Source organism: Amycolatopsis jiangsuensis (genome assembly GCF_014204865.1).
Lineage (GTDB): Bacteria > Actinomycetota > Actinomycetes > Mycobacteriales > Pseudonocardiaceae > Amycolatopsis > Amycolatopsis jiangsuensis.
The window spans coordinates 2,716,302-2,734,145 of sequence record NZ_JACHMG010000001.1 but is presented as its reverse complement, the minus strand read 5'-3'; the positions used below and the strand labels follow the sequence as shown (position 1 = coordinate 2,734,145).

Below are 17,844 nucleotides of genomic sequence, written 5' to 3'. Positions count from 1 at the left end.
CAGCCACGCAGGGAGGGCGACATGACCATCGAGACCAGGGCCGGGCGATCGCTGGTCACGTGGCTGGCTTTCGGGTGTGTGGCGGCGCTTCTGCTGACCGCCGGGCTGTGGCTGCTGCTGCGTGACACGGGCGGCACGAAGATCTCCGCGTACTTCGGCAAGACGGTGGGGCTCTACGCGGGTTCGTCGGTGCGGGTGCTGGGCGTGCCGGTCGGCCAGGTCACGTCGGTGACGCCGGACGGGCAGGCGGTGCGCGTGGAGATGCGGGTGGACGGCGACGTGCCGATCCCCGCCGGTGCCGGGGCGGTGGTGGTCGCGCCGAGCCTGGTCAGCGACCGCTACGTGCAGCTCACCCCGGCCTACGACACCGGGCCGACGCTGGCCGGCGGCACCGTGCTGGCGCGGGACAAGACCGCCACCCCGGTGGAGCTCGACGACCTGTACGCCAGCCTCGACAAGCTGTCCACCGCGCTGGGACCCCACGGCGCCAACAAGAACGGCGCGCTGTCGGACGTACTCGACACCGCGGCGGACAACCTCGACGGCAACGGCTCCGACCTCAACTCCACGGTGACCCGCCTCGCCGACCTATCGTCTACTTTGGACAAGTCCAAGGACGATCTCTTCTCCACCGTGCGGAACCTGAACTCGTTCACCTCCGCGCTGGTGCGCAGCGACAGTCAGCTCAACCAGTTCTACGAGCGGGTGTCCGATGTGAGCGGCTTCCTCGCCGACGATTCCGGGGACGTCGGGGCCGCGCTCGACTCCCTGTCCTCCTCGCTGGGCCAGGTGAAGCAGTTCGTGGCGGACAACAAATCCGCCCTCAGCTCCAATGTGGACAAACTGGCCTCGCTGACCAAGGTGCTGGTGGACCAGCGGGCCGCGCTCGCCGAGGTGCTCGACGTGGCGCCGACCGGGGCGACGAACTTCATCAACTCCTACGACGCGGCGTCCGGCACGATCGCGGTGCGGGACAACCTCAACGAGGTCACCAACCCGCCGATCCTGACCGTGTGCCGGCTGATCAGCGCCGGCACCCCGAAGCCGATCCCGGACGCGCTCGGCGGCATCTGCAAGAAGCTCGCCCCGGTGCTCGACGGCACGCTGAAGCTGCCCACGATCCCGCAGGCGCTCAACTCCCTGCAGAACGGGCAGTTGCCTCCGCTGCCGCTGCCGTTGTCCGACGTGCTGACCCAGCTTTCCGGGGGTGGCAAGTGAAGCGGGTGCGCCGGCGGCTGGCCGGCGTGCTGGCCGGGGTGCTGGTGCTCGCCGGGTGCAGTGACGGCGGGTTCAACGGGCTCTACTCCACCCCGCTGCCCGGCGGCGCGGATCTGGGTGATCACCCGTACCACGTGACCGCGCTGTTCACCGATGTGCTCGACCTGGTGCCGCAGGCCACCGTGAAGGTGAACGACGTGGCGGTCGGCCGGGTCGACAAGGTCACGCTCACCCCGGACACCCGGTCCGCGCTCGTCGCGATGACGGTGAACGGCGACATCGCGCTGCCTGCCAACGCGCGTGCCGAACTGCGGCAGTCGAGCCTGCTGGGGGAGAAGTTCGTGGAGCTGGGCGCACCGGGGGCGGAGCAGCCCGCCGGCCGGCTGGCCGACGGCGCGCAGATCCCGCTCGGGCGCACCAATCGCAACCCGGAGATCGAAGAGGTCCTCGGCGCGCTTTCGCTGCTGCTCAACGGCGGCGGAGTGGAGCAGCTGCAGAACATCACCCACGAGCTGAACAGTGCGCTGTCGGGCAACGAACCGCAGATGCGTGCGTTGCTGTCGCGGGTGGACGAGCTGGCCACCCAGCTGGACGGGCACAAGGGCGAGATCCTGCGGGCGATCGACGGGCTGGACAAGCTGTCGCACACCCTGGTCGGCCAGCAGCAGAACCTCACCACCGCGCTGGACGACCTGGCGCCGGGGATCAAGATCGTCGCCGACCAGCGCGATCAGCTGGTGGACATGCTGAACGCGCTGAACAAACTGTCCGGGGTCGCGGTGGACACCGTGCACCGCAGTCGCGACCAGCTCGTGGCCAACCTCGAGGCGCTGGAGCCGACGCTGCGCGAACTCGGCGCGGCAGGCAAGAACCTGCCCGACGCCCTGCAGATCCTGCTCACCTACCCGTTCCCGGACTACGCGGGCAACGTGATCAAGGGCGACTACGCGAACGTCGACGCGCGGATCAACCTCGACCTGGACAAGCTCGTGCAGAACTTCACCCACTCCTCGCAGCCGCCGATCCAGCTGCCCGGTGCCTCGCCGACCGCGCCGGGCTCGCTGCCGCTGACCAACGGGCCCGGCGAGGCACCGCTGCCGCTGCCGACCACCGCGCCGCCCGCAAGCAACCAGCCCGGGTTCGGCGGTGTCCTGGGCGGACTGCTGGGCGGACTGACCGGAGGGGGCGGGAAATGACCACCCGCAAGACCCGGATCCAGCTGCTGGTGTTCGTCCTGATCGCGGTGGTGTCGGTGGTCTACGCCGGCGGCCACTATGCCGGGCTCGACCGGCTCTTCGGCAGCCGCGGCTATCAGGTCACCCTGCAGCTGGCGGACTCCGGCGGGATCTTCGTGAACTCGGAGGTCGCCTACCGCGGGGTGACCGTGGGCCGAGTCGCGAAGCTCGACCTCACCGGGCACGGTATCGACGTGACCCTGGACCTGGACTCCGGCGGCCCGGAGATCCCGGCCGATCTGCGGGCGCAGGTGGCGAACCGGTCCGCGGTCGGGGAGCAGTTCGTGGACCTGCTGCCGAACCGGGATTCCGGGCCCTACCTGGAGAACGGCGCGGTGATCGACCAGCAGCGCACGTCGCTGCCCACCTCGCCGGAGTCCGTGCTGTCGCATCTGGACAACCTGGTCGCGAGCGTCGACCCCGGATCGCTGAAGACGGTCGTGGAAGAGACCTACGACGCGTTCGCCGGTTCCGGGCTGCAGCTGCAGAAGCTGCTCGACAGCACCGGTTCGCTGACCGCGACCGCCACCCAGTACGTGCCGGAGACCCAAGGGCTGCTGGGCAATTCGCGTACCGTGTTCGCGACGCAGGAGCGGCAGGCCCGGAACATCACCTCGTTCGCCTCGGGGCTGCACACGATCGCCGGGCAGCTCAAGAGCTCCGATCCCGAGCTGCGCACGGTGATCGACCAGGCTCCCCAGCTGAGCCGCCAGATCAGCGACGTGCTCGCGACGTCGGGAACCGACCTCGGGGTGCTGTTCGCGAACTCGCTGACCACCGCGCAGATCACCTCCTCGCGCACCGATGCGCTCGAGGAGCTGCTCGTGGCCTATCCGGTGATCTCGGCGTTCGCGCCGTCGACGTCGCCGGACGGCAGCGGGCACCTCGGCGTGGTGTTCAACTTCTTCGACCCGGCGTCGTGCACCAAGGGGTACGAGGGCACCAAGCAGCGTCCGGCCAGCGACACCACCGAAGCGCCGGTCAACCTGAACGCCTATTGCGCGGAGCCGCCCGGTAGCCCGACCGCTGTGCGGGGTTCGCAGAACGCGCCGTACGCCGGGAAACCGCCCGCGATCCCGGCCGCACCGCACCCGTCCGAACCTTCCTCGTCCGCCGGGAAGAACGAGCTGCCCGGGCTGCTGGGCTCGTTGGGCACGCCCGCGGCGGGTGGGCTCGGGGCGTTGCTGGGCGGGTCCTGATGATCACGCGGCTGCTGTGGGTGCTGTCCGTGGTGGGTGTGCTGGCGGCCGCGTGGTTCGGCTGGTCGTGGTGGCAGGCCGCGCACGACGACGGGTTCGCCCGCGGCCGGGACCGGGACGCCGTGCTCGCCGCGGCGGGCACGGAGCTGGTCACCCTCAACACGGTCGACTACCACAGCGGGGCCGCCGACGTGGACCGGTGGATCGCCGCGACGACCGGGCAGTACGGGAAGGACCTCGCCGGCGACCGGCAGCTGCAGATCCAGCGGGCGACGAGCACGAAAACGGTGTCGACCGCGTCTCTCGTGCAGGCCGCGGTGACCGACCTCGACCCGGCGGCGGGCACCGCCCGGCTGATCGCGGTGCTCGACGTGCGGGTGAGCACCGGCGGTGGCGCCGCGACGGCGAAACAGGCCCGGTTGAGTGTCGATTTCGCCCGGGAGGGTGAGGCATGGAAGGTCGGGGGAGTGCAGGCGGTGGGCTCGTGAAAACACGCGTACTGCCGCTGGCGATCGCGGTCGTGACGCTGGGGTGCGCCGTGTGGTTCGCCGTCCAGGCGTGGCTGCTGCGCCCGGGCGACGACGAGGCGCTGGCCGACCAGTCCGCGACCGCGGAGGTGACCGGCCAGGTCGGTGCGGCGGTGAAGGCGGTGTTCTCCTACGACTACGCCAATCTCGACCGCACCACCCGCGCCGCGGCCGAGGTGCTGAGCGGGCCCGCGGTGGCCCAGTACCGGACCCAGTTCGCCTCCGCCCGGCAGAAGGCTGCGGAGCAGAAGCTGATCCGCACCACCACTGTCCGTGCGATCGGCGTGCGCAGCCTGCGTGGCGACGACGCGAGCCTGCTGCTTTTCCTGGACCAGCAGACGATCCTGCCCTCGGGCGGCGCCCCGAAGTCGTCCGTGGCGCCGCTCTCGGTGACCGCCCACCGCAGCGACGGACAGTGGAAGATCACCGGCATGGACCCGCTGTGACCACGCCTCGCCCCCGGATCGTGCACCGGCCGAGCTCAGCCGTCCCAGACCGCCGCGCCGGCGCGGCGGACGGCGACGGGAGCGGGGGAGGCCGAAGGCCACAGGTCCAGTACGTAGCGGAAGTGGGCGCCGAACTCGTGCTCGTTCCACGGTGCGGCAGGGGGCCCGCTCTCCACATAGGACACCCGCACCCGGTACCGGCCGGGTGCCAGTGAGAGGTGGTGCCACCGGTCCGGGTAGTCGGTGGGGCCGGCGAGCGTCACCTCGCCGCCGGGAACCGCCAGATCGGCCTCCACGACGTGCTCCGCGTCCACCCGGACGGGTGGTGCGGACGGATGCGCGGACACCTCCACCTCGACCAGATCGGACCGCGCGGTCGCCACCGCGAGCGACGACGGCTCCACGGCGATCCGATGCGAGGTCACCGCCTCGTCGGTCCACCCGCCGTCGCCCGGGAGCCAGGCACTCTTGTCCCGCAAGGAGAACTGCCGCAGATCGGCATGCACCACGTACCGCACGTACCCACGCTAGCCCACCCTGTCGGAAAACCGTGTCGACGAGCGGTTTAGCGTGGAGGCCATGACCACAGCTTCCGTCGACGTCGACTCCGCCCGTCGTGCCTACGCGGCGCTCGTCGACCGCGGCCTGTCCCTGGACATCACCCGCGGCAAGCCGTCGCCCCGCCAGCTCGACCTCGCCGCGGACCTGCTGACCCTGCCCAACGGCGAGTACCGCGCCGAGGACGGTTCCGACACCCGCAACTACGGCGGGCTCAAGGGCCTGCCCGAGCTGCGCCGCATCTTCGCGGGCGCACTGCAGGTGCCGGAGGAGCAGCTGCTCGCGGCCGGGAACTCGAGCCTGGAGCTGATGCACGACACGGTCGCGCAGGCGATGCTGTCCACCCTGCCCGGTGGGGAACGCCGGTGGGCGGACGAGCCGCGCGTGGCCATGCTGTGCCCGGTGCCCGGCTACGACCGGCACTTCAACCTCGCCGCCCGGTTCGGCATCGAGCTGATCCCGGTGGCGATGACCGGGACCGGCCCGGACATGGACGAGGTCGAGCGGCTGGCCGCCGCGGACGCCGGGATCAAGGGCATCTGGTGCGTGCCCAAGTACTCGAACCCGACCGGGGTCACCTTCTCCGACGAGACCGCCCGGCGGCTGGCCGCGATGCCCACTGCCGCACCGGACTTCCGGATCATCTGGGACAACGCCTACGCCGTGCACCATCTCACCGAGGTGGAGACCGAGGTGGCGGACCTGCTCGCGCTGTGCGCGGAGGCCGGTAATCCGGACCGTGCGTTCGTGTTCGGGTCCACCTCGAAGATCACCTTCGCCGGGGCGGGCGTCGGCTTCTTCGGTGCCTCCGAGGCGAACATCGCGTGGTGGCTGGGTCTGATCGCGCTGCGCACCATCGGCCCGGACAAGGTCAACCACCTGCGGCACGTGCGGTTCCTCAAGGACGCCGACGGGCTTCGCGCGCACATGCGCAAGCACGCGGAGATCATCGCGCCGAAGTTCGACGCGGTGGACCGGATCCTCACCGAGGAGCTGGGTGACTCCGGCCTGGCGAGCTGGACGAAGCCGGCCGGCGGGTACTTCATCTCGCTGACCGTGCCCGAGGGCACCGCGAAGGAGGTCGTGCGGCTGGCCAAGGAGGCGGGCATCGCGCTGACCCCGGCCGGGGCGACCCATCCGCACGGAGACGACCCGGCCGACGCGACCATCCGCATCGCGCCGACGTTCCCGGAGCTGGCCGAGGTGGAGGAGGCGGTGCGCGGTCTCGCCGTCTGCCTGCGGCTCGCGGTGGCCGAGCGCGCCTGAGAGACCCCGGAGAGCACGTCCGTGCCGCCGCCACCCGTTACGGTGGCGGCGGCACGGACGTTTCCAGGGGGTGGTGATGCGGGTTCTGATCGCAGGCGGTGGCGTCGCGGGCACGGTCACGGCGATGGCGCTGCAGCGGGCCGGTCACGAACCGGTGGTCTTCGAAGCGCATCCTTCCGGCGGCGCGGACGCCGGGGCCTTCCTCACCGTGATGCACAACGGCATGGACGCGCTGCGGGCGATCGGGGCCGAAGCTCCGGTGGTCGAGGCGTCGTTCGCCGCACGCGGTGTCGAGCTGGCCGGACCGGACGGGAACACGCTGAGCAGCCGGCAGTTCGGCACCGAAGACCTCGCCGGCCCGCGCACGCTGACCCGGGCCGGGCTCTACCGCGTGCTCCAGGACGAAGCGAAGCGCCGCGGCATCGCTCTCGCGCACGGCCGCCGGCTGGCCGGGGCGACCTCCGGCGAGCACGGCGTGACCGCGACGTTCGAGGACGGCAGCACCGAGTCCGGTGATGTCCTGGTCGGCGCGGACGGAGTGCACTCGCGCGTGCGCGGGCTCATCGACCCGGACGCGGCGCTCCCGCGGTTCACCGGGGTGACGGTGGTCTACGGCTACACGCGCGCCGAAGGACTGCCCGTCGCGCCCGGGATCTACCGGATGATTCGCGGCAGCCGGGCCGCGTTCGGCTTCACCACCGCACCCGACGGGGCCACGTTCTGGTTCGCCCGGGTCTTCGACGGCGAACGCCCGCGTGCGGAGGTCGCCGCGGTCACCCCGGCCGGCTGGCGGGAGTTCGCCGGTGCCGCCTTCGCCGGCGATCCGCTGCCGTGCGCGGAGATCGTGGCCGCGACCGGCGACGAGGTGTACGGCGGGCATTCCTACGACCTGCCCACCACCCGGGTGTGGTCGACGCCGGACCTGGTGCTGGTGGGGGATTCCGCGCACGCGGCCTCACCGGCGGCGGGGCAGGGCGCGTCGATGGCCATCGAGGACGCCGTGGTGCTGGGCAAGTGCCTGCGGGACCTGCCCGCTCCGGCATCCGCTTTCGCGGCCTACGAACGAGTGCGCCGCGCCCGCGTCGAGAAGCTGGTGGCCGCGAGCGCAGGGAAGGACGTGGGGGAGGAACGTGGCTGGGTCTACCGCCATCGCCTGGACTGGAATACGGAAATCACCGCGTGAGCGCTCGCGCGACGATACGATCCGCGCATGACTCAACCGGCACCACCAGCACCACAGCAGTATCAGCAGTTTCCGATCATGCTGTCCACGATGAACGATTTGCCGGGCTACCGGGTGGTCCGCGTCTTCGGCGAGGTGTTCGGCCTCACCGTGCGCAGCCGCAACATGTTCTCCAACATCGGGTCCGGCTTCAAGGCGATGGCGGGTGGTGAGCTGAAAGGACTGTCCAAGCTGCTCTCGGACTCCCGTAACGAGGCGCTCTTCCGGCTGTCCCAGGAAGCCATCCAGCACGGGGCGAACGCGGTGCTCGCGTTGCGCTTCGACTGCAACGAAATCGCCCAGAGCGCCAGTGAGATCGCCGCCTACGGCACGGCGGTGTACGTGGTGCCGGACGGCGCCCCGCAGCAGCAGGCCCAGCAACAGCAGCAGCAACAACAGCAGCAGCAGTTCCAGTCGCCCCAGCAGTACCAGGCCCCGCAGCAGTGACCGTGCACCGCGGCGGCCTGCGTACTTCCGGCCGCCGCGGTGCACGGGTCTCCGGTGCCACCGGGCGTGCTCGAGGTCCGGAACCCGGACGTGCTGCGAGGTCCGGACCCCTGACCCGGCTGAACGTCCACTGTGGACGGAGCCGGGCGCCCGCGGTCACTTCCGGTACAGCGCCTCGATGTCGTTCGCGTAGTTCTTGTTCACCACGTTGCGCTTGAGTTTCAGGCTCGGCGTGATCTCGCCGCCCGCCTCGGTGAAGTCGCCGGACAGCACGGTGAACTTCTTGATCGCCTCGGCGTGCGAGACCTGCTTGTTGGCCTCGTCGACCGCGGACTGGATCTCCGCCAGCAAATCCGGGTCCGTCGCCAGCTCGGCGACGGTGGCCTCGGCCGGTTTGCCGTGCTGGGTCTTCCAGGACGGGAAGTACTCCTCGTCCACGGTCACCAGCGCGGCGATGAACGGGCGCTGGTCGCCCACCACCATCGCCTGGCTGATCAGCGGTGCGGCCTTGATGGTGTCCTCGAGACCGGACGGCGCGACGTTCTTGCCGCCCGCGGTCACGATGATCTCCTTCTTGCGCCCGGTGATCTTCAGGAAGCCGTCGTCGTCGAGTTCACCCAGATCGCCGGTGTGGAACCAGCCGTCGGTGAGCGATTCGGCGGTCGCCGCCTCGTTGTTGTGGTAGGAGCCGAAGACCACGTCGCCCTTGAGCAGGATCTCGCCGTCCTCGGCGATGCGGACCGAGGTGCCCGCGACCGGCCGCCCGACGGTGCCCACGCGGAATGCGGCGGTGGTGTTCACGTTCGCCGCCGCCGAGGTCTCGGTGAGGCCGTAGCCCTCGAACACCGGAACGCCGATGCCGCGGAAGAAGTGCGCGAGGCGTGCGCCGAGCGGGGCCCCGCCGGACACCGCCGCGACGCACCTGCCGCCGAGCGCGGCGCGGAGCTTGCCGTACACCAGCTTGTCGAACAGCAGGTGCTTCGCGCGCAGGCCCATTCCGGCGCCACCGCGGTCCTGCGCCTCGCTGTAGGCGACCGCGGTCGCTTCGGCGGCGTCGAAGATCTTGCCCTTGCCGTCGCTGTGCGCCTTCTGCTTGGCGGTGTTGTAGACCTTCTCGAACACGCGGGGCACGGCGACCACGAACGTCGGGCGGAACGTACCCAGGTCGGGCACCAGGTTCTTGACGTCCGGGGTGTGGCCGAGGGTCACCCGCGCCGACAGCGCGGTCACCGCGATCGCGCGGGCCAGGATGTGCGCCAGCGGCAGGAAACACAGCAGCGAGTTGCCCTGCTCCATCAGCTCCGGGAACGCCTCGATGTCGGCGCGGATCTCGGTCAGCAGGTTGCGGTGGGTGAGCACCACACCCTTGGGCCTGCCGGTGGTGCCGGAGGTGTAGACGATCGTGGCCGCCTCGTCGGCGGTCACGCCGCGGCGGCGCTCGTGCAGGTCCTCGTCGGACACCTCGGCGCCCAGCGCGGTCAGCTCGTCGACCGCGGGCGAGTCGCCCTCGATCTGCCAGGTCCGCGTCAGCCCGTCCAGCCGGCCGCGGACCTGCTCGACCGCGTCCCGGTGCGCTCCGGTCTCGACGACCACGGCGGTGGCCGCGGAGTCGGACAGGATCCACTGCACCTGCTCCGGGGACGAGGTTTCGTAGATCGGCACGGTGACCGCGCCCGCCGCCCAGATCGCGAAGTCGAGCAGCGTCCACTCGTAGCGGGTCTTGGACATCAGCGCGACCCGGGCGCCGTGCCCGACGCCGGCCGCGATCAGGCCCTTGGCCACCGCGGACACCTGATCGGCGAAGTCCTTCGCGGTCACGTCCAGCCAGGTGCCCTCGACCTGCCTGCGGAAGCTCACGACGTCGGAGAAGCGCTCGGCGTTCGCCCAGACGACGTCGGCCAGGTTCTCGTCGTCGGTCACCGGCTTCCCGGCGGGGGCGCTGTATTCGCGCACGTGGACCTCCGTGTTCGGCGCGGCGGTTACCCGCCGGTCAACTTAGCGTGCCGTAGACCTTAAGACCATGCTGGCACGAGGTGCTCGTCGAGGGCGTGACATCGTGGCGAGGTGAACCCCGGACCACCTGTGCTCGACCTCGTCGACGAGACGTTCATCGCGGTGCCGCCGGGCACGCTCGCCGCCGCGTTCGCCGGTCCGGCCTCGTGGCGGCGCTACTGGCCGGATCTCGTGCTCGAGGTCTACACCGACCGCGGCGACAAGGGGCTGCGCTGGACCGTCACCGGAGCTCTCGTCGGTACGATGGAGGTCTGGCTGGAACCCGTGCTCGACGGCACCGTGCTGCACTACTTCCTGCGCGCGACGCCCGCCGGTCCCGGCGGTGCCGTGCGCGAGCTGCGCCCACGTGAGCTGCGCCGCGAGTTCGACCGGCGGGCCAGGGCGGCGAAGGACGTGGCGCTGGGGCTGAAGGAGATCCTCGAGGACGGGCGCGCGCCGGGGGTGCCGCCCCGGCACGGGGAGCCGGGCACCGGCGACTAGGGAGGTCTTGTGCGGGTTCACGTCGTTTCGGACGTGCACGGCAACGCCGACGCGCTGAAGCGGGCGGGGGACGGGGCGGACGCCCTGGTGGTACTCGGCGACCTGCTGGATTTCGTCGACTACCACGACCACGACAAAGGCATCATGGGCGCGTTGTTCGGCGCGGAGAAGGTGGGCGAGTTCGCCCGGCTGCGCCGCGAGGGCACCCGGGAGCAGACGGTGGCCTACTCGCGCACGCTGTGGGCCACCCTCGAGGATCCGGCCGCGGCCGTCGACGAGGCGATCCGGGAGCAGTACGCCGCGTTGTTCGCTGCGATGACTGCACCGACCTACGCCACGCCCGGCAACGTCGACGCGCCCGCGCTGTGGCCGGAGTTCACCGGATCGGGAGTGCAGGTGCTCGACGGCGAGGTGACCACCATCGGCGGGCTGCGCTTCGGCTTCGCCGGTGGCGCGGTGCTGCCCGAGGGCGTGCAGCCGCGTCCGCGCAAGGGCGCTGCCTGGCGGCCGTACCTGCGGGCGCGCGAGGAGTACGACGAGTCGGTGGCGCGGCTGGAGAACGTGGACGTGCTCTGCACGCACATCCCGCCCGCGGTGCCGGAGCTGACCTACGACGTGGTCGCCCGGCGGGCCGAACTGGGTTCGCGGGCGCTGCTGCGGCTGATTGACCTGCAGCGTCCCCGCTGGTCGCTGTTCGGCCACGTGCACCAGCCGCTGGCCGTCCGCAGGCGGGTCGGGCGCACCGAATGCCGTAACGTCGGTCACTTCAAGGAGACCGGGCAGCCCTACGTGCTGCGCTGGTGACGGGGCTGTCCGGCTACCCTTCGTCCCATGGCCGAGCAGTCCACGCAGTCCATCGAGGTCGACGCCGAGCCCGCGCGGGTGCTGGCGGTGATCGCCGACTTCCCCGCGTACCCGGAGTGGGCCAAGGCCGTCCGGGAGACCGAGGTGCTGGACACCGGCGGCGACGGCAGGGCCAAGCAGGTCAAGCTCACCCTCGACGCCGGCCCGATCAAGGACGTGTACACGCTCGAATACGACTGGGACGCCTCCGGCCTCGGCGTCAGCTGGCACCTGGTGAAGGGCCAGATGCAGAAGGCACAGGACGGCCGGTACGCGCTCGAGCCGCTCGAGGGCGGGCGCACCCGGGTCACCTACACGCTGTCGGTCGAGCTGGCGCTGCCGATGATCGGGCTGCTGCGGCGCAAGGCGGAGAAGATGGTGATGGACACCGCGCTCAAGGAGCTCAAGCGGCGGGCCGAGGACTAGAGGACCACATGCGGATCCTGCTGTTCACCGGCAAGGGGGGTGTCGGGAAGACCACGCTCGCCGCGGCGACCGCGCTCGCTCTCGCCGGCCGCGGCAGGAAGACGCTGGTCGTCTCGACCGATCCGGCGCATTCGCTCGGCGACGCGTTCGGCGCGGCGCAGGGCAGTGAACCCGCCGAGGTGGACGTGCGGGGGGACGGCAGCCCGGCGGGCCTGTGGGCAGCGCAGGTGGACTCGCGGTCGCTGGCCGACCGGACCTGGCACGAGCTGCGCGGCGAGCTGCGCGCCGTGCTCTCCGGTGCGGGTCTGGACCTGCTGGATGCCGAGGAGCTGACCGTGCTGCCCGGTGTGGACGAGCTGCTCGCGCTCGGCGAAGTGCGCCGCCTGGCTGCCCAGGGTCCGTGGGACACCGTGGTGGTCGACTGCGGGCCGACCGCGGAGACGTTGCGGTTGCTGGCCCTTCCGGAGGCGGTGTCCGGCTATCTGGGCCGCGTGCACGGCGGACGGCGCCGGCGGCTCGCGGATCCGGTGCGTCGGCTCGGTGCGCACCTGGACGCGCTGCGTGAACTGCTCACCGATCCGGCCGTGACCACCGTCCGGCTGGTGCTGACGCCGGAGCGGGTCGTGGTCGCCGAGGCCCGGCGCACGCTCACGTCGCTGGCGTTGCGCGGGATCGCGGTGGACGGCCTGATCGTGAACCGGCTGATGCCCGCGCCGGGCTTCTGGCGTGGTTCGGCGGCGAACTGGCTGCGCACCCGCCGTGCCCAGCAGGACGCGGTGCTGGGGGAGCTGGCCGCCACCGGGATCGGCGCCGGCGAACTGGCCCGGGTCGAGCACCGGGCGGGTGAACCGGTCGGCACAGCCGCGCTCACCGCGCTCGCGCGTGAGCTGTACGGCGACCGCGATCCGTTGTCCGGCAAGGGAAAGCCGGTTACGCCGTTGTTGCGGGCGGAAGCGGTGGACGGTGGCTTCCGGCTGCGCGTGGCGATTCCGCTGGAGCAGAACTCCGCGGTGGACCTGGCCCGGGTGAACGACGACCTGGCGATCACCGTGGACGGGTTCCGCCGGCTCGTCGCGCTGCCGGAAACCCTGCGTGCATGCCGGATCACCGGCGCGGAGTCCGATGCCGACGGCCTGGTGGTCAGCCTGGCCGGGGACCGGGGTCCCGGATGAGCGAGCAGGAAGCGGCCGACGGCGAGGCGGCGAGCCTGCGGCTGGCCGAGGAGATCCGGCTGCTGGTCGAGATGGTGCTCGACCGCGCCGCACCGTGGCTGGAGGGCGTCGTCGCGGCCGGGCACGGTGCGCCCGACGGTGCGCAAGCCCACGATCAGGGGGACTCGGGGTGCGGGTGGTGCCCGCTGTGTGCGATCGTCGCCGTCGTGCGTGGTGAGCGGCCGGAGTTCGCCGCGCGGCTGCTGGAGCAGGCGGCGCAGCTGGTGGCGTTGTTGCGGGCGGTGCTCGCGGACCGCTGGCAGCCGGACGAGGGAGTGCACATGCCGGGATTCCAGCCCGCGGCGCGCCCGTCCGCGGCGGAGCCCGCTGCGCCGGAACCGTCGCGGGTGCAGCGCATCGTCGTGCGCCGGCGGGAAGACTGGCGGCCGGAGCGGGAGAACTGAGTGCTGACCATAGGGGTGGACGTCGGCGGGACCAGCGTGCGCGCCGGGGTGGTGGACGAGCGCGGTTCGCTGCTCGACACCGCGCGCGTCGGGACGCCGAGCGAGGAGAACGCGCTCGAGGACGCCATCGCGGGCGTCGTCGAGGACCTGCGCAACCGGCACGACGTCGCCGGGGTGGGCCTGGCCGTGGCCGGGTTCGTGGCCCGCGACCGGCGGTCGGTGATGTTCGCGCCGCACCTGGCGTGGCGGGACGCACCGGTGGCGGACCGGATCTCCAAGCGCGTGGGCCTGCCGGTGACGCTGGAACACGACGTGAACTCCGCGGTCGTCGGCGAGCACCGGTTCGGGGCCGCGCGTGGTGCCCGGGTCGCCGCGCTGGTCGCCCTCGGTACCGGAATCGGTGCGGGGCTGCTGCTGGACGGCGAGATCTACCGCGGGGCGCACGGCGTGGCCCCGGAGCTGGGTCACCTGACCGTGGTGCCCGGTGGCCGGGCGTGCCCGTGCGGCAAGTACGGCTGCTGGGAGCGTTACTGCAGTGGCACCGCGCTGACCGCGACCGCAGTCGAGCTGCTGGCCCGCTATCCGGGCCGGTCCACCGTGCTGTCGCGGGAGATCGCCGGCGATCCGGGTTCGGTCACCGGCCGCAGGGTGGCCGGTGCCGCCCGGGACGGCGATCCGATCGCGCTGCGTGCGATGGCCGAGCTGGCCAAATGGCTGGGCGAGGGGCTGGCACTGGTGGCCGACGTCTTCGACCCGGAGATCATCGTGATCGGCGGGGGTGTGTCGGAGTCCGCGCCGCTGTTCCTCGACGAGGCCCGCGAGCACTACGCCGGCGCGATCACCGGTGCCCGGTTCCGTCCGCTGGCGCGGATCCGTACCGCGCACCTCGGTGACGACACGGCCATCGTCGGGGCCGCCGCGCTGGCTCAGGACGCGGCGGAGACCCCGGCCCTCGGCGCGACCGGCTGACCTCCGGACGCGCGCCCTTTCGGCGAACCCCGCCGACCCCCGGGCTCAGCTCCCCGACGCCACCACGATCTTGCCGATGGTGCGGCCGGCTTCGACGAGTTCGTGCGCGCGACGCATGCTGGGCACGGTGAGACCGTCGAGTACGGTCGTCGCGATCGGGCGCAGCCGGCCTTCGGTGGTCTCCCGCGCCAGTTCGGCGAGCATCGCCTGCTGGCTGGCGCCGTCGGCGAGCCTGCTGAACACCAGCTCGGCGTGCAGTGACAAGGACTTTCCTGCGAGGGGATCGGTGTCGAGGGGCCCGCTGAGGTCGATCGCGCAGACGTGGCCGAACGGTCGGAGCACCTCGGCGATCCACCCGAGGTTGGCGGTGGTTCCCGCGGTGGACAAGACCAGGTCGACCCGGTCGATGCCGGCGTCACGCAGCTGTCCGACCACCTCGCGCGAATGGTCGACGACCAGGTCCGCTCCCATCGCGGTCGACCACTCCCGCGACGCATCACGTGACGCCGTGCCGATCACGAAGGCCGGCGTCCTGGTTTTCAGCAGCTGTGTCGCCATCGAGCCCACACCGCCGGCGCTGCCCACGACGAGCACTCGGTCCACCGCCGGCGGCAGACGGTCCTGGTCGCGGAACAGCGCCTCCCACGCGGTGAGCCCGCCGATGGGCAGCGAAGCGGCGTCCACGAAGGACAGCCTGTCCGGAATCTTGACGACCACGCGATGATCGACCGCCAGTCGCTCGGCCCAGGCTCCGTCCCGGGTCATGTCGCCGGTGCCCATGACGCGATCGCCGGCGGCGAACCCCGTGACGGCCGCCCCGGCCTGCACGACCACCCCGGAGAACTCCCAGCCGAGGATGATGCGTCCGCCCGGCTCGGCGCTGCGCGTCCGGCGTATCGCCGCTTCGCCGGGATTGATCCCGACGGCGCGGATTTCGACCAGCAGGTCGGTCGCGCGCGGCCGGGGCTCCGGCACGTCGATCCGCTCCAGGGCGAACGCGCTGAGTGGGTGCGCCTTCTCGTACCCGAGGGCCTTCATCATGCGTGCTCCGTTCTCCCGATGAGGAGGCTCAACATCAAAACTACAATGTCATCTAACATTATTAACTGTCAACTTTGATGACAGGTAGCATCGGAAGGCGAGCCGGCCAGGGAGGTGTCCGAGGTGCCCCGGATCACGCAGGAGCAGAAGCGGCGCAACCGCGAGAAGATCGTCGACGCCGCGGGTGCGGGCTTCCGGTCGCGGGGCATCGACGGCGTCGGGATCGAGGAGGTCATGAAGAACGCCGGGATGACCCACGGCGGCTTCTACAACCACTTCACCTCGAAGGAAGCCCTCGCACTCGAAGTCCTCCACGAGGGCTTCACCTCGTCGCTGGACGCTGTCGCCGCCACGCGCGCGGCCCATCCGCGCTCCGCACGGGCCGCGCTGAACGGGATCGTCGACGACTACCTCACCACGACCCATCGCGACCACCCGGAATCCGGATGCGCCTCCGCCGCCCTGGTCTCCGACGCCGGCCGGCACGGCGCCGCCGCACAGGCCGAGTACCGGCGCGGGCTGGAGGGTTACTTCGCTGCCTTCACCGAGCTGCTGCTGGATCGGGCGCGGCAGTCGGATGCCGAGCTCGATCCCGCGGCCGCCCGCGAACACGCCATCGCCGTGTTCAGCCAGATGGTCGGTGCGCTGGTGCTCTCCCGCGCCGTCGCCGACGCCGAACCCGCGCTGTCCGACGAGGTCCTGACAGCCAATCGCCGTCAGCTCAAACGGAAGTGAGGCAGCCTTTCCGCAACGGTGTCTCACGCCCCGCGGGCACGGTCGCCGAGCGCGGCGAACAGGCGAACGTCCGCCCGGCTCGCCGTCTGTCGTCGCGATACCAGGCTGGCGATCGTGCAGCCGGACTCCAGTGACGGGGCGAGCGCCGAGCTCGCCGTCCTCGATGCCGCGGAGCTGGCCTCCGACCCGGACCTGGACGCCCGGTTCGCCGAGTCCGCCCACCGGATCCTGGCGGACCTGGTCGGCGGAGGTGCCGCGCTGGGCTGGGTCGAACCACCCTCGCGAGCGGAGGTGGCGGAGCTGGTCGGCCTCGTCGTCGGCGCGGTGCGAAACGGCGACGCGTCTCTGCGCGCCGCATACCTCGATCGTCGGCTGGTGGGGTTGGGGTACTGGCTTCGCTACGCCCGGCCCACTCATCGGCCGCACGCCGATCTGGAGAAGATCGCGGTGGCTGCGTCCGCTCACGGCCGCGGAATCGGCCGGGCGCTGACCACGGCCCTGATCGCGGACGCCCGGGAGACCGGCATCGAGGTCCTCACCCTCGACGCCCGCGGCGACAACGCCGGTGCCCTGCACCTCTACCGAACACTGGGCTTCGCCGAATACGGTCGCCTGCCCGGCTTCGTCGCCGTCGGCGAACGTCGCTGGGACAAGGTCTTCTGCATGCTGGACCTCCGCCGGCACGGGTGAGCCGGCCAGTGCCCGTTCGGCGGACAGGTGTGCAAAGCTGGGGGTGATGACGCCGAGGACCGCCAACCGCTTCGTGCGGTGTTCCTGCGGGCGGTTGCACTGGGGCGCGTTCGGCGCGGCCGGCTTGCTGCTGTGCGACCCCGAGCGGGGCGTGCTGATGCAGCGGCGGGCCTGGTGGGTGCACAACGGCGGCACCTGGGCCCTGCCCGGCGGTGCGCTCGAGATCGGCGAGACGGCGCGTTCGGCGGCGGCACGTGAGGCGTGGGAAGAAGCCGACGTGCCGGTGTCCGCGTTCCGGGCGATGTCGGCTTTCGTGCTGGACCACGGGGTGTGGCAGTACACGACGGTGCTCGGGATGGCAGGCAGCGGCCTCGAAGCCCGCGTCGCGAATCCGGAGAGCACCGAACTGCGCTGGATCCCGCCGGATGAAGTCCCGGGGCTGAAGCTGCACCGCGATTTCGCCAGGTCCTGGCCGCTGCTGCGTGCGCAGCTGGGCCGGGAGCTGGTCCTGGTGGTGGACGCGGCGAACGTACTGGGTTCCCGCCCGGACGGCTGGTGGCGGGATCGCCGCGGTGCCACCGAACGCCTGCGTGACCGGCTGGCCACCCTGGCCGGGGAAGGCCTGCGCGACCCGGTCGCCGGCGTCGGTGCCGGACCGGCGTGGCAGTGGTGGCCGCGCGTGGTCCTCGTCGTCGAGGGCGAGCCCAGGACGGTGCCCTCGGTCCCGGGCGTGGAAGTGGCCGCCGCGGACGCCGACGGCGATGCGAAGCTCGTCGAGGTCGCGGCGCAAGCGCGTGAGCGCGCGGAAAACCACGTGGTCGCCGTGACCGCCGACCGTGAGCTGCGTGACCGGGTGTCCGCGCTGGGGGCGCAGGTGCTGGAGCCCGGCGCGCTGCTGCGGGAGCTGGGCTGAC

20 protein-coding genes are annotated in these 17,844 nt (G+C 71.6%); 17 read left to right on the top strand and 3 right to left on the bottom strand.

From position 1 onward, the window contains the following. Window positions 1-21: 21 nt before the first annotated feature. Genes BJY18_RS11970 through BJY18_RS11950 form a run of 5 tightly spaced genes read left to right on the top strand, consistent with a single transcriptional unit; the run spans window position 22 to window position 4,625 of the window. Complete coding sequence (locus BJY18_RS11970) at window positions 22-1,218, top strand: MCE family protein (RefSeq protein WP_184780042.1); 1,197 nt, start codon at window positions 22-24, stop codon at window positions 1,216-1,218. After that, the gene (locus BJY18_RS11965; RefSeq protein WP_184780041.1) at window positions 1,215-2,414 is read left to right on the top strand and encodes an MCE family protein; all 1,200 of its coding nucleotides are present in this window, start codon (window positions 1,215-1,217) and stop codon (window positions 2,412-2,414) included. The genes BJY18_RS11970 and BJY18_RS11965 overlap by 4 nt, the downstream gene beginning before the upstream one ends. Further along, window positions 2,411-3,652: an MlaD family protein gene (locus tag BJY18_RS11960; protein WP_184780040.1), complete on the top strand. Its 1,242-nt coding sequence runs from the start codon at window positions 2,411-2,413 to the stop codon at window positions 3,650-3,652. The genes BJY18_RS11965 and BJY18_RS11960 overlap by 4 nt, the downstream gene beginning before the upstream one ends. Further along, entirely contained in the window at window positions 3,652-4,140 is a 489-nt protein-coding gene (locus BJY18_RS11955; protein WP_184780039.1) for an Rv1363c family protein, read from the top strand. Before BJY18_RS11960 ends, BJY18_RS11955 begins: the two co-directional genes overlap by 1 nt. After that, complete coding sequence (locus BJY18_RS11950; RefSeq protein WP_184780038.1) at window positions 4,104-4,625, top strand: hypothetical protein; 522 nt, start codon at window positions 4,104-4,106, stop codon at window positions 4,623-4,625. Before BJY18_RS11955 ends, BJY18_RS11950 begins: the two co-directional genes overlap by 37 nt. 35 nt (window positions 4,626-4,660) lie before the next feature. Here BJY18_RS11950 and BJY18_RS11945 read toward each other — a convergent pair whose 3' ends face one another. Continuing rightward, entirely contained in the window at window positions 4,661-5,143 is a 483-nt protein-coding gene (locus BJY18_RS11945; protein WP_184780037.1) for a hypothetical protein, read from the bottom strand. Between the two features lie 61 nt (window positions 5,144-5,204). On the opposite strand from BJY18_RS11945, the gene BJY18_RS11940 reads away from it, so the two are divergent. The 3 genes from BJY18_RS11940 (at window position 5,205) to BJY18_RS11930 (ending at window position 8,118) form a co-directional block, all read left to right on the top strand. Then, window positions 5,205-6,449 carry an aspartate aminotransferase type Ic gene (locus BJY18_RS11940; protein ID WP_184780036.1) on the top strand — a complete coding sequence of 415 codons (1,245 nt, stop codon included), beginning with the start codon at window positions 5,205-5,207 and terminating at the stop codon, window positions 6,447-6,449. Between the two features lie 76 nt (window positions 6,450-6,525). After that, window positions 6,526-7,632 carry an FAD-dependent oxidoreductase gene (locus BJY18_RS11935; RefSeq protein ID WP_184780035.1) on the top strand — a complete coding sequence of 369 codons (1,107 nt, stop codon included), beginning with the start codon at window positions 6,526-6,528 and terminating at the stop codon, window positions 7,630-7,632. A gap of 27 nt (window positions 7,633-7,659) precedes the next feature. Continuing rightward, window positions 7,660-8,118, top strand: a complete 459-nt coding sequence (locus BJY18_RS11930; protein WP_184780034.1) for a YbjQ family protein — start codon at window positions 7,660-7,662, stop codon at window positions 8,116-8,118. Window positions 8,119-8,274: 156 nt separating this feature from the next. Here the strand turns inward: BJY18_RS11930 and BJY18_RS11925 are convergent, their stop codons facing one another. Next, window positions 8,275-10,071, bottom strand: a complete 1,797-nt coding sequence (locus BJY18_RS11925; RefSeq protein WP_184780033.1) for an AMP-dependent synthetase/ligase — start codon at window positions 10,069-10,071, stop codon at window positions 8,275-8,277. A gap of 111 nt (window positions 10,072-10,182) precedes the next feature. Between BJY18_RS11925 and BJY18_RS11920 the strand changes: the two genes are divergently transcribed. From BJY18_RS11920 to BJY18_RS11895, 6 genes are read left to right on the top strand one after another with little or no spacing between them, the layout of a single operon-like run. Beyond that, a complete protein-coding gene (locus BJY18_RS11920; protein ID WP_184780032.1) occupies window positions 10,183-10,611 on the top strand; it encodes a polyketide cyclase / dehydrase and lipid transport in 429 nt (142 codons plus the stop codon). Between the two features lie 9 nt (window positions 10,612-10,620). Continuing rightward, entirely contained in the window at window positions 10,621-11,415 is a 795-nt protein-coding gene (locus BJY18_RS11915) for a metallophosphoesterase family protein (protein ID WP_184780031.1), read from the top strand. Between the two features lie 27 nt (window positions 11,416-11,442). Further along, the gene (locus BJY18_RS11910) at window positions 11,443-11,880 is read left to right on the top strand and encodes an SRPBCC family protein (protein WP_184780030.1); all 438 of its coding nucleotides are present in this window, start codon (window positions 11,443-11,445) and stop codon (window positions 11,878-11,880) included. An 8-nt stretch (window positions 11,881-11,888) separates the two neighbouring features. Continuing rightward, window positions 11,889-13,052: an ArsA family ATPase gene (locus BJY18_RS11905; RefSeq protein ID WP_184780029.1), complete on the top strand. Its 1,164-nt coding sequence runs from the start codon at window positions 11,889-11,891 to the stop codon at window positions 13,050-13,052. Continuing rightward, window positions 13,049-13,495 carry a hypothetical protein gene (locus tag BJY18_RS11900; protein ID WP_184780028.1) on the top strand — a complete coding sequence of 149 codons (447 nt, stop codon included), beginning with the start codon at window positions 13,049-13,051 and terminating at the stop codon, window positions 13,493-13,495. The genes BJY18_RS11905 and BJY18_RS11900 overlap by 4 nt, the downstream gene beginning before the upstream one ends. A gap of 15 nt (window positions 13,496-13,510) precedes the next feature. Beyond that, a complete protein-coding gene (locus tag BJY18_RS11895; protein ID WP_184784574.1) occupies window positions 13,511-14,464 on the top strand; it encodes an ROK family protein in 954 nt (317 codons plus the stop codon). 45 nt (window positions 14,465-14,509) lie between these two features. Here the strand turns inward: BJY18_RS11895 and BJY18_RS11890 are convergent, their stop codons facing one another. Next, window positions 14,510-15,505, bottom strand: a complete 996-nt coding sequence (locus tag BJY18_RS11890) for a zinc-binding dehydrogenase (RefSeq protein ID WP_246458843.1) — start codon at window positions 15,503-15,505, stop codon at window positions 14,510-14,512. Window positions 15,506-15,628: 123 nt separating this feature from the next. Here BJY18_RS11890 and BJY18_RS11885 point away from each other — a divergent pair, with 123 nt between their 5' ends. From BJY18_RS11885 to BJY18_RS11875, 3 genes are all read left to right on the top strand, one after another. Further along, window positions 15,629-16,240, top strand: a complete 612-nt coding sequence (locus BJY18_RS11885) for a TetR/AcrR family transcriptional regulator (protein WP_312873821.1) — start codon at window positions 15,629-15,631, stop codon at window positions 16,238-16,240. 114 nt (window positions 16,241-16,354) lie between these two features. Then, window positions 16,355-16,930: a GNAT family N-acetyltransferase gene (locus BJY18_RS36800; protein WP_221457687.1), complete on the top strand. Its 576-nt coding sequence runs from the start codon at window positions 16,355-16,357 to the stop codon at window positions 16,928-16,930. Window positions 16,931-16,976: 46 nt separating this feature from the next. After that, a complete protein-coding gene (locus tag BJY18_RS11875; protein WP_184780025.1) occupies window positions 16,977-17,843 on the top strand; it encodes an NUDIX domain-containing protein in 867 nt (288 codons plus the stop codon). Window position 17,844 lies beyond the last annotated feature (1 nt).

What these genes read in the sequence shown, in the direction of transcription:
- BJY18_RS11935 (WP_184780035.1), top strand. Translation starts at nt 6,526, where the DNA reads ATGCGGGTTCTGATCGCAGGCGGTGGCGTCGCGGGCACGGTCACGGCG.
- BJY18_RS11955 (WP_184780039.1), top strand. Translation starts at nt 3,652, where the DNA reads ATGATCACGCGGCTGCTGTGGGTGCTGTCCGTGGTGGGTGTGCTGGCG.
- BJY18_RS11875 (WP_184780025.1), top strand. Translation starts at nt 16,977, where the DNA reads ATGACGCCGAGGACCGCCAACCGCTTCGTGCGGTGTTCCTGCGGGCGG.
- BJY18_RS11900 (WP_184780028.1), top strand. Translation starts at nt 13,049, where the DNA reads ATGAGCGAGCAGGAAGCGGCCGACGGCGAGGCGGCGAGCCTGCGGCTG.
- BJY18_RS11950 (WP_184780038.1), top strand. Translation starts at nt 4,104, where the DNA reads ATGGAAGGTCGGGGGAGTGCAGGCGGTGGGCTCGTGAAAACACGCGTA.
- BJY18_RS11940 (WP_184780036.1), top strand. Translation starts at nt 5,205, where the DNA reads ATGACCACAGCTTCCGTCGACGTCGACTCCGCCCGTCGTGCCTACGCG.
- BJY18_RS11970 (WP_184780042.1), top strand. Translation starts at nt 22, where the DNA reads ATGACCATCGAGACCAGGGCCGGGCGATCGCTGGTCACGTGGCTGGCT.
- BJY18_RS11930 (WP_184780034.1), top strand. Translation starts at nt 7,660, where the DNA reads ATGACTCAACCGGCACCACCAGCACCACAGCAGTATCAGCAGTTTCCG.
- BJY18_RS11890 (WP_246458843.1), bottom strand. Translation starts at nt 15,505, where the DNA reads ATGATGAAGGCCCTCGGGTACGAGAAGGCGCACCCACTCAGCGCGTTC.
- BJY18_RS11905 (WP_184780029.1), top strand. Translation starts at nt 11,889, where the DNA reads ATGCGGATCCTGCTGTTCACCGGCAAGGGGGGTGTCGGGAAGACCACG.
- BJY18_RS11910 (WP_184780030.1), top strand. Translation starts at nt 11,443, where the DNA reads ATGGCCGAGCAGTCCACGCAGTCCATCGAGGTCGACGCCGAGCCCGCG.
- BJY18_RS11960 (WP_184780040.1), top strand. Translation starts at nt 2,411, where the DNA reads ATGACCACCCGCAAGACCCGGATCCAGCTGCTGGTGTTCGTCCTGATC.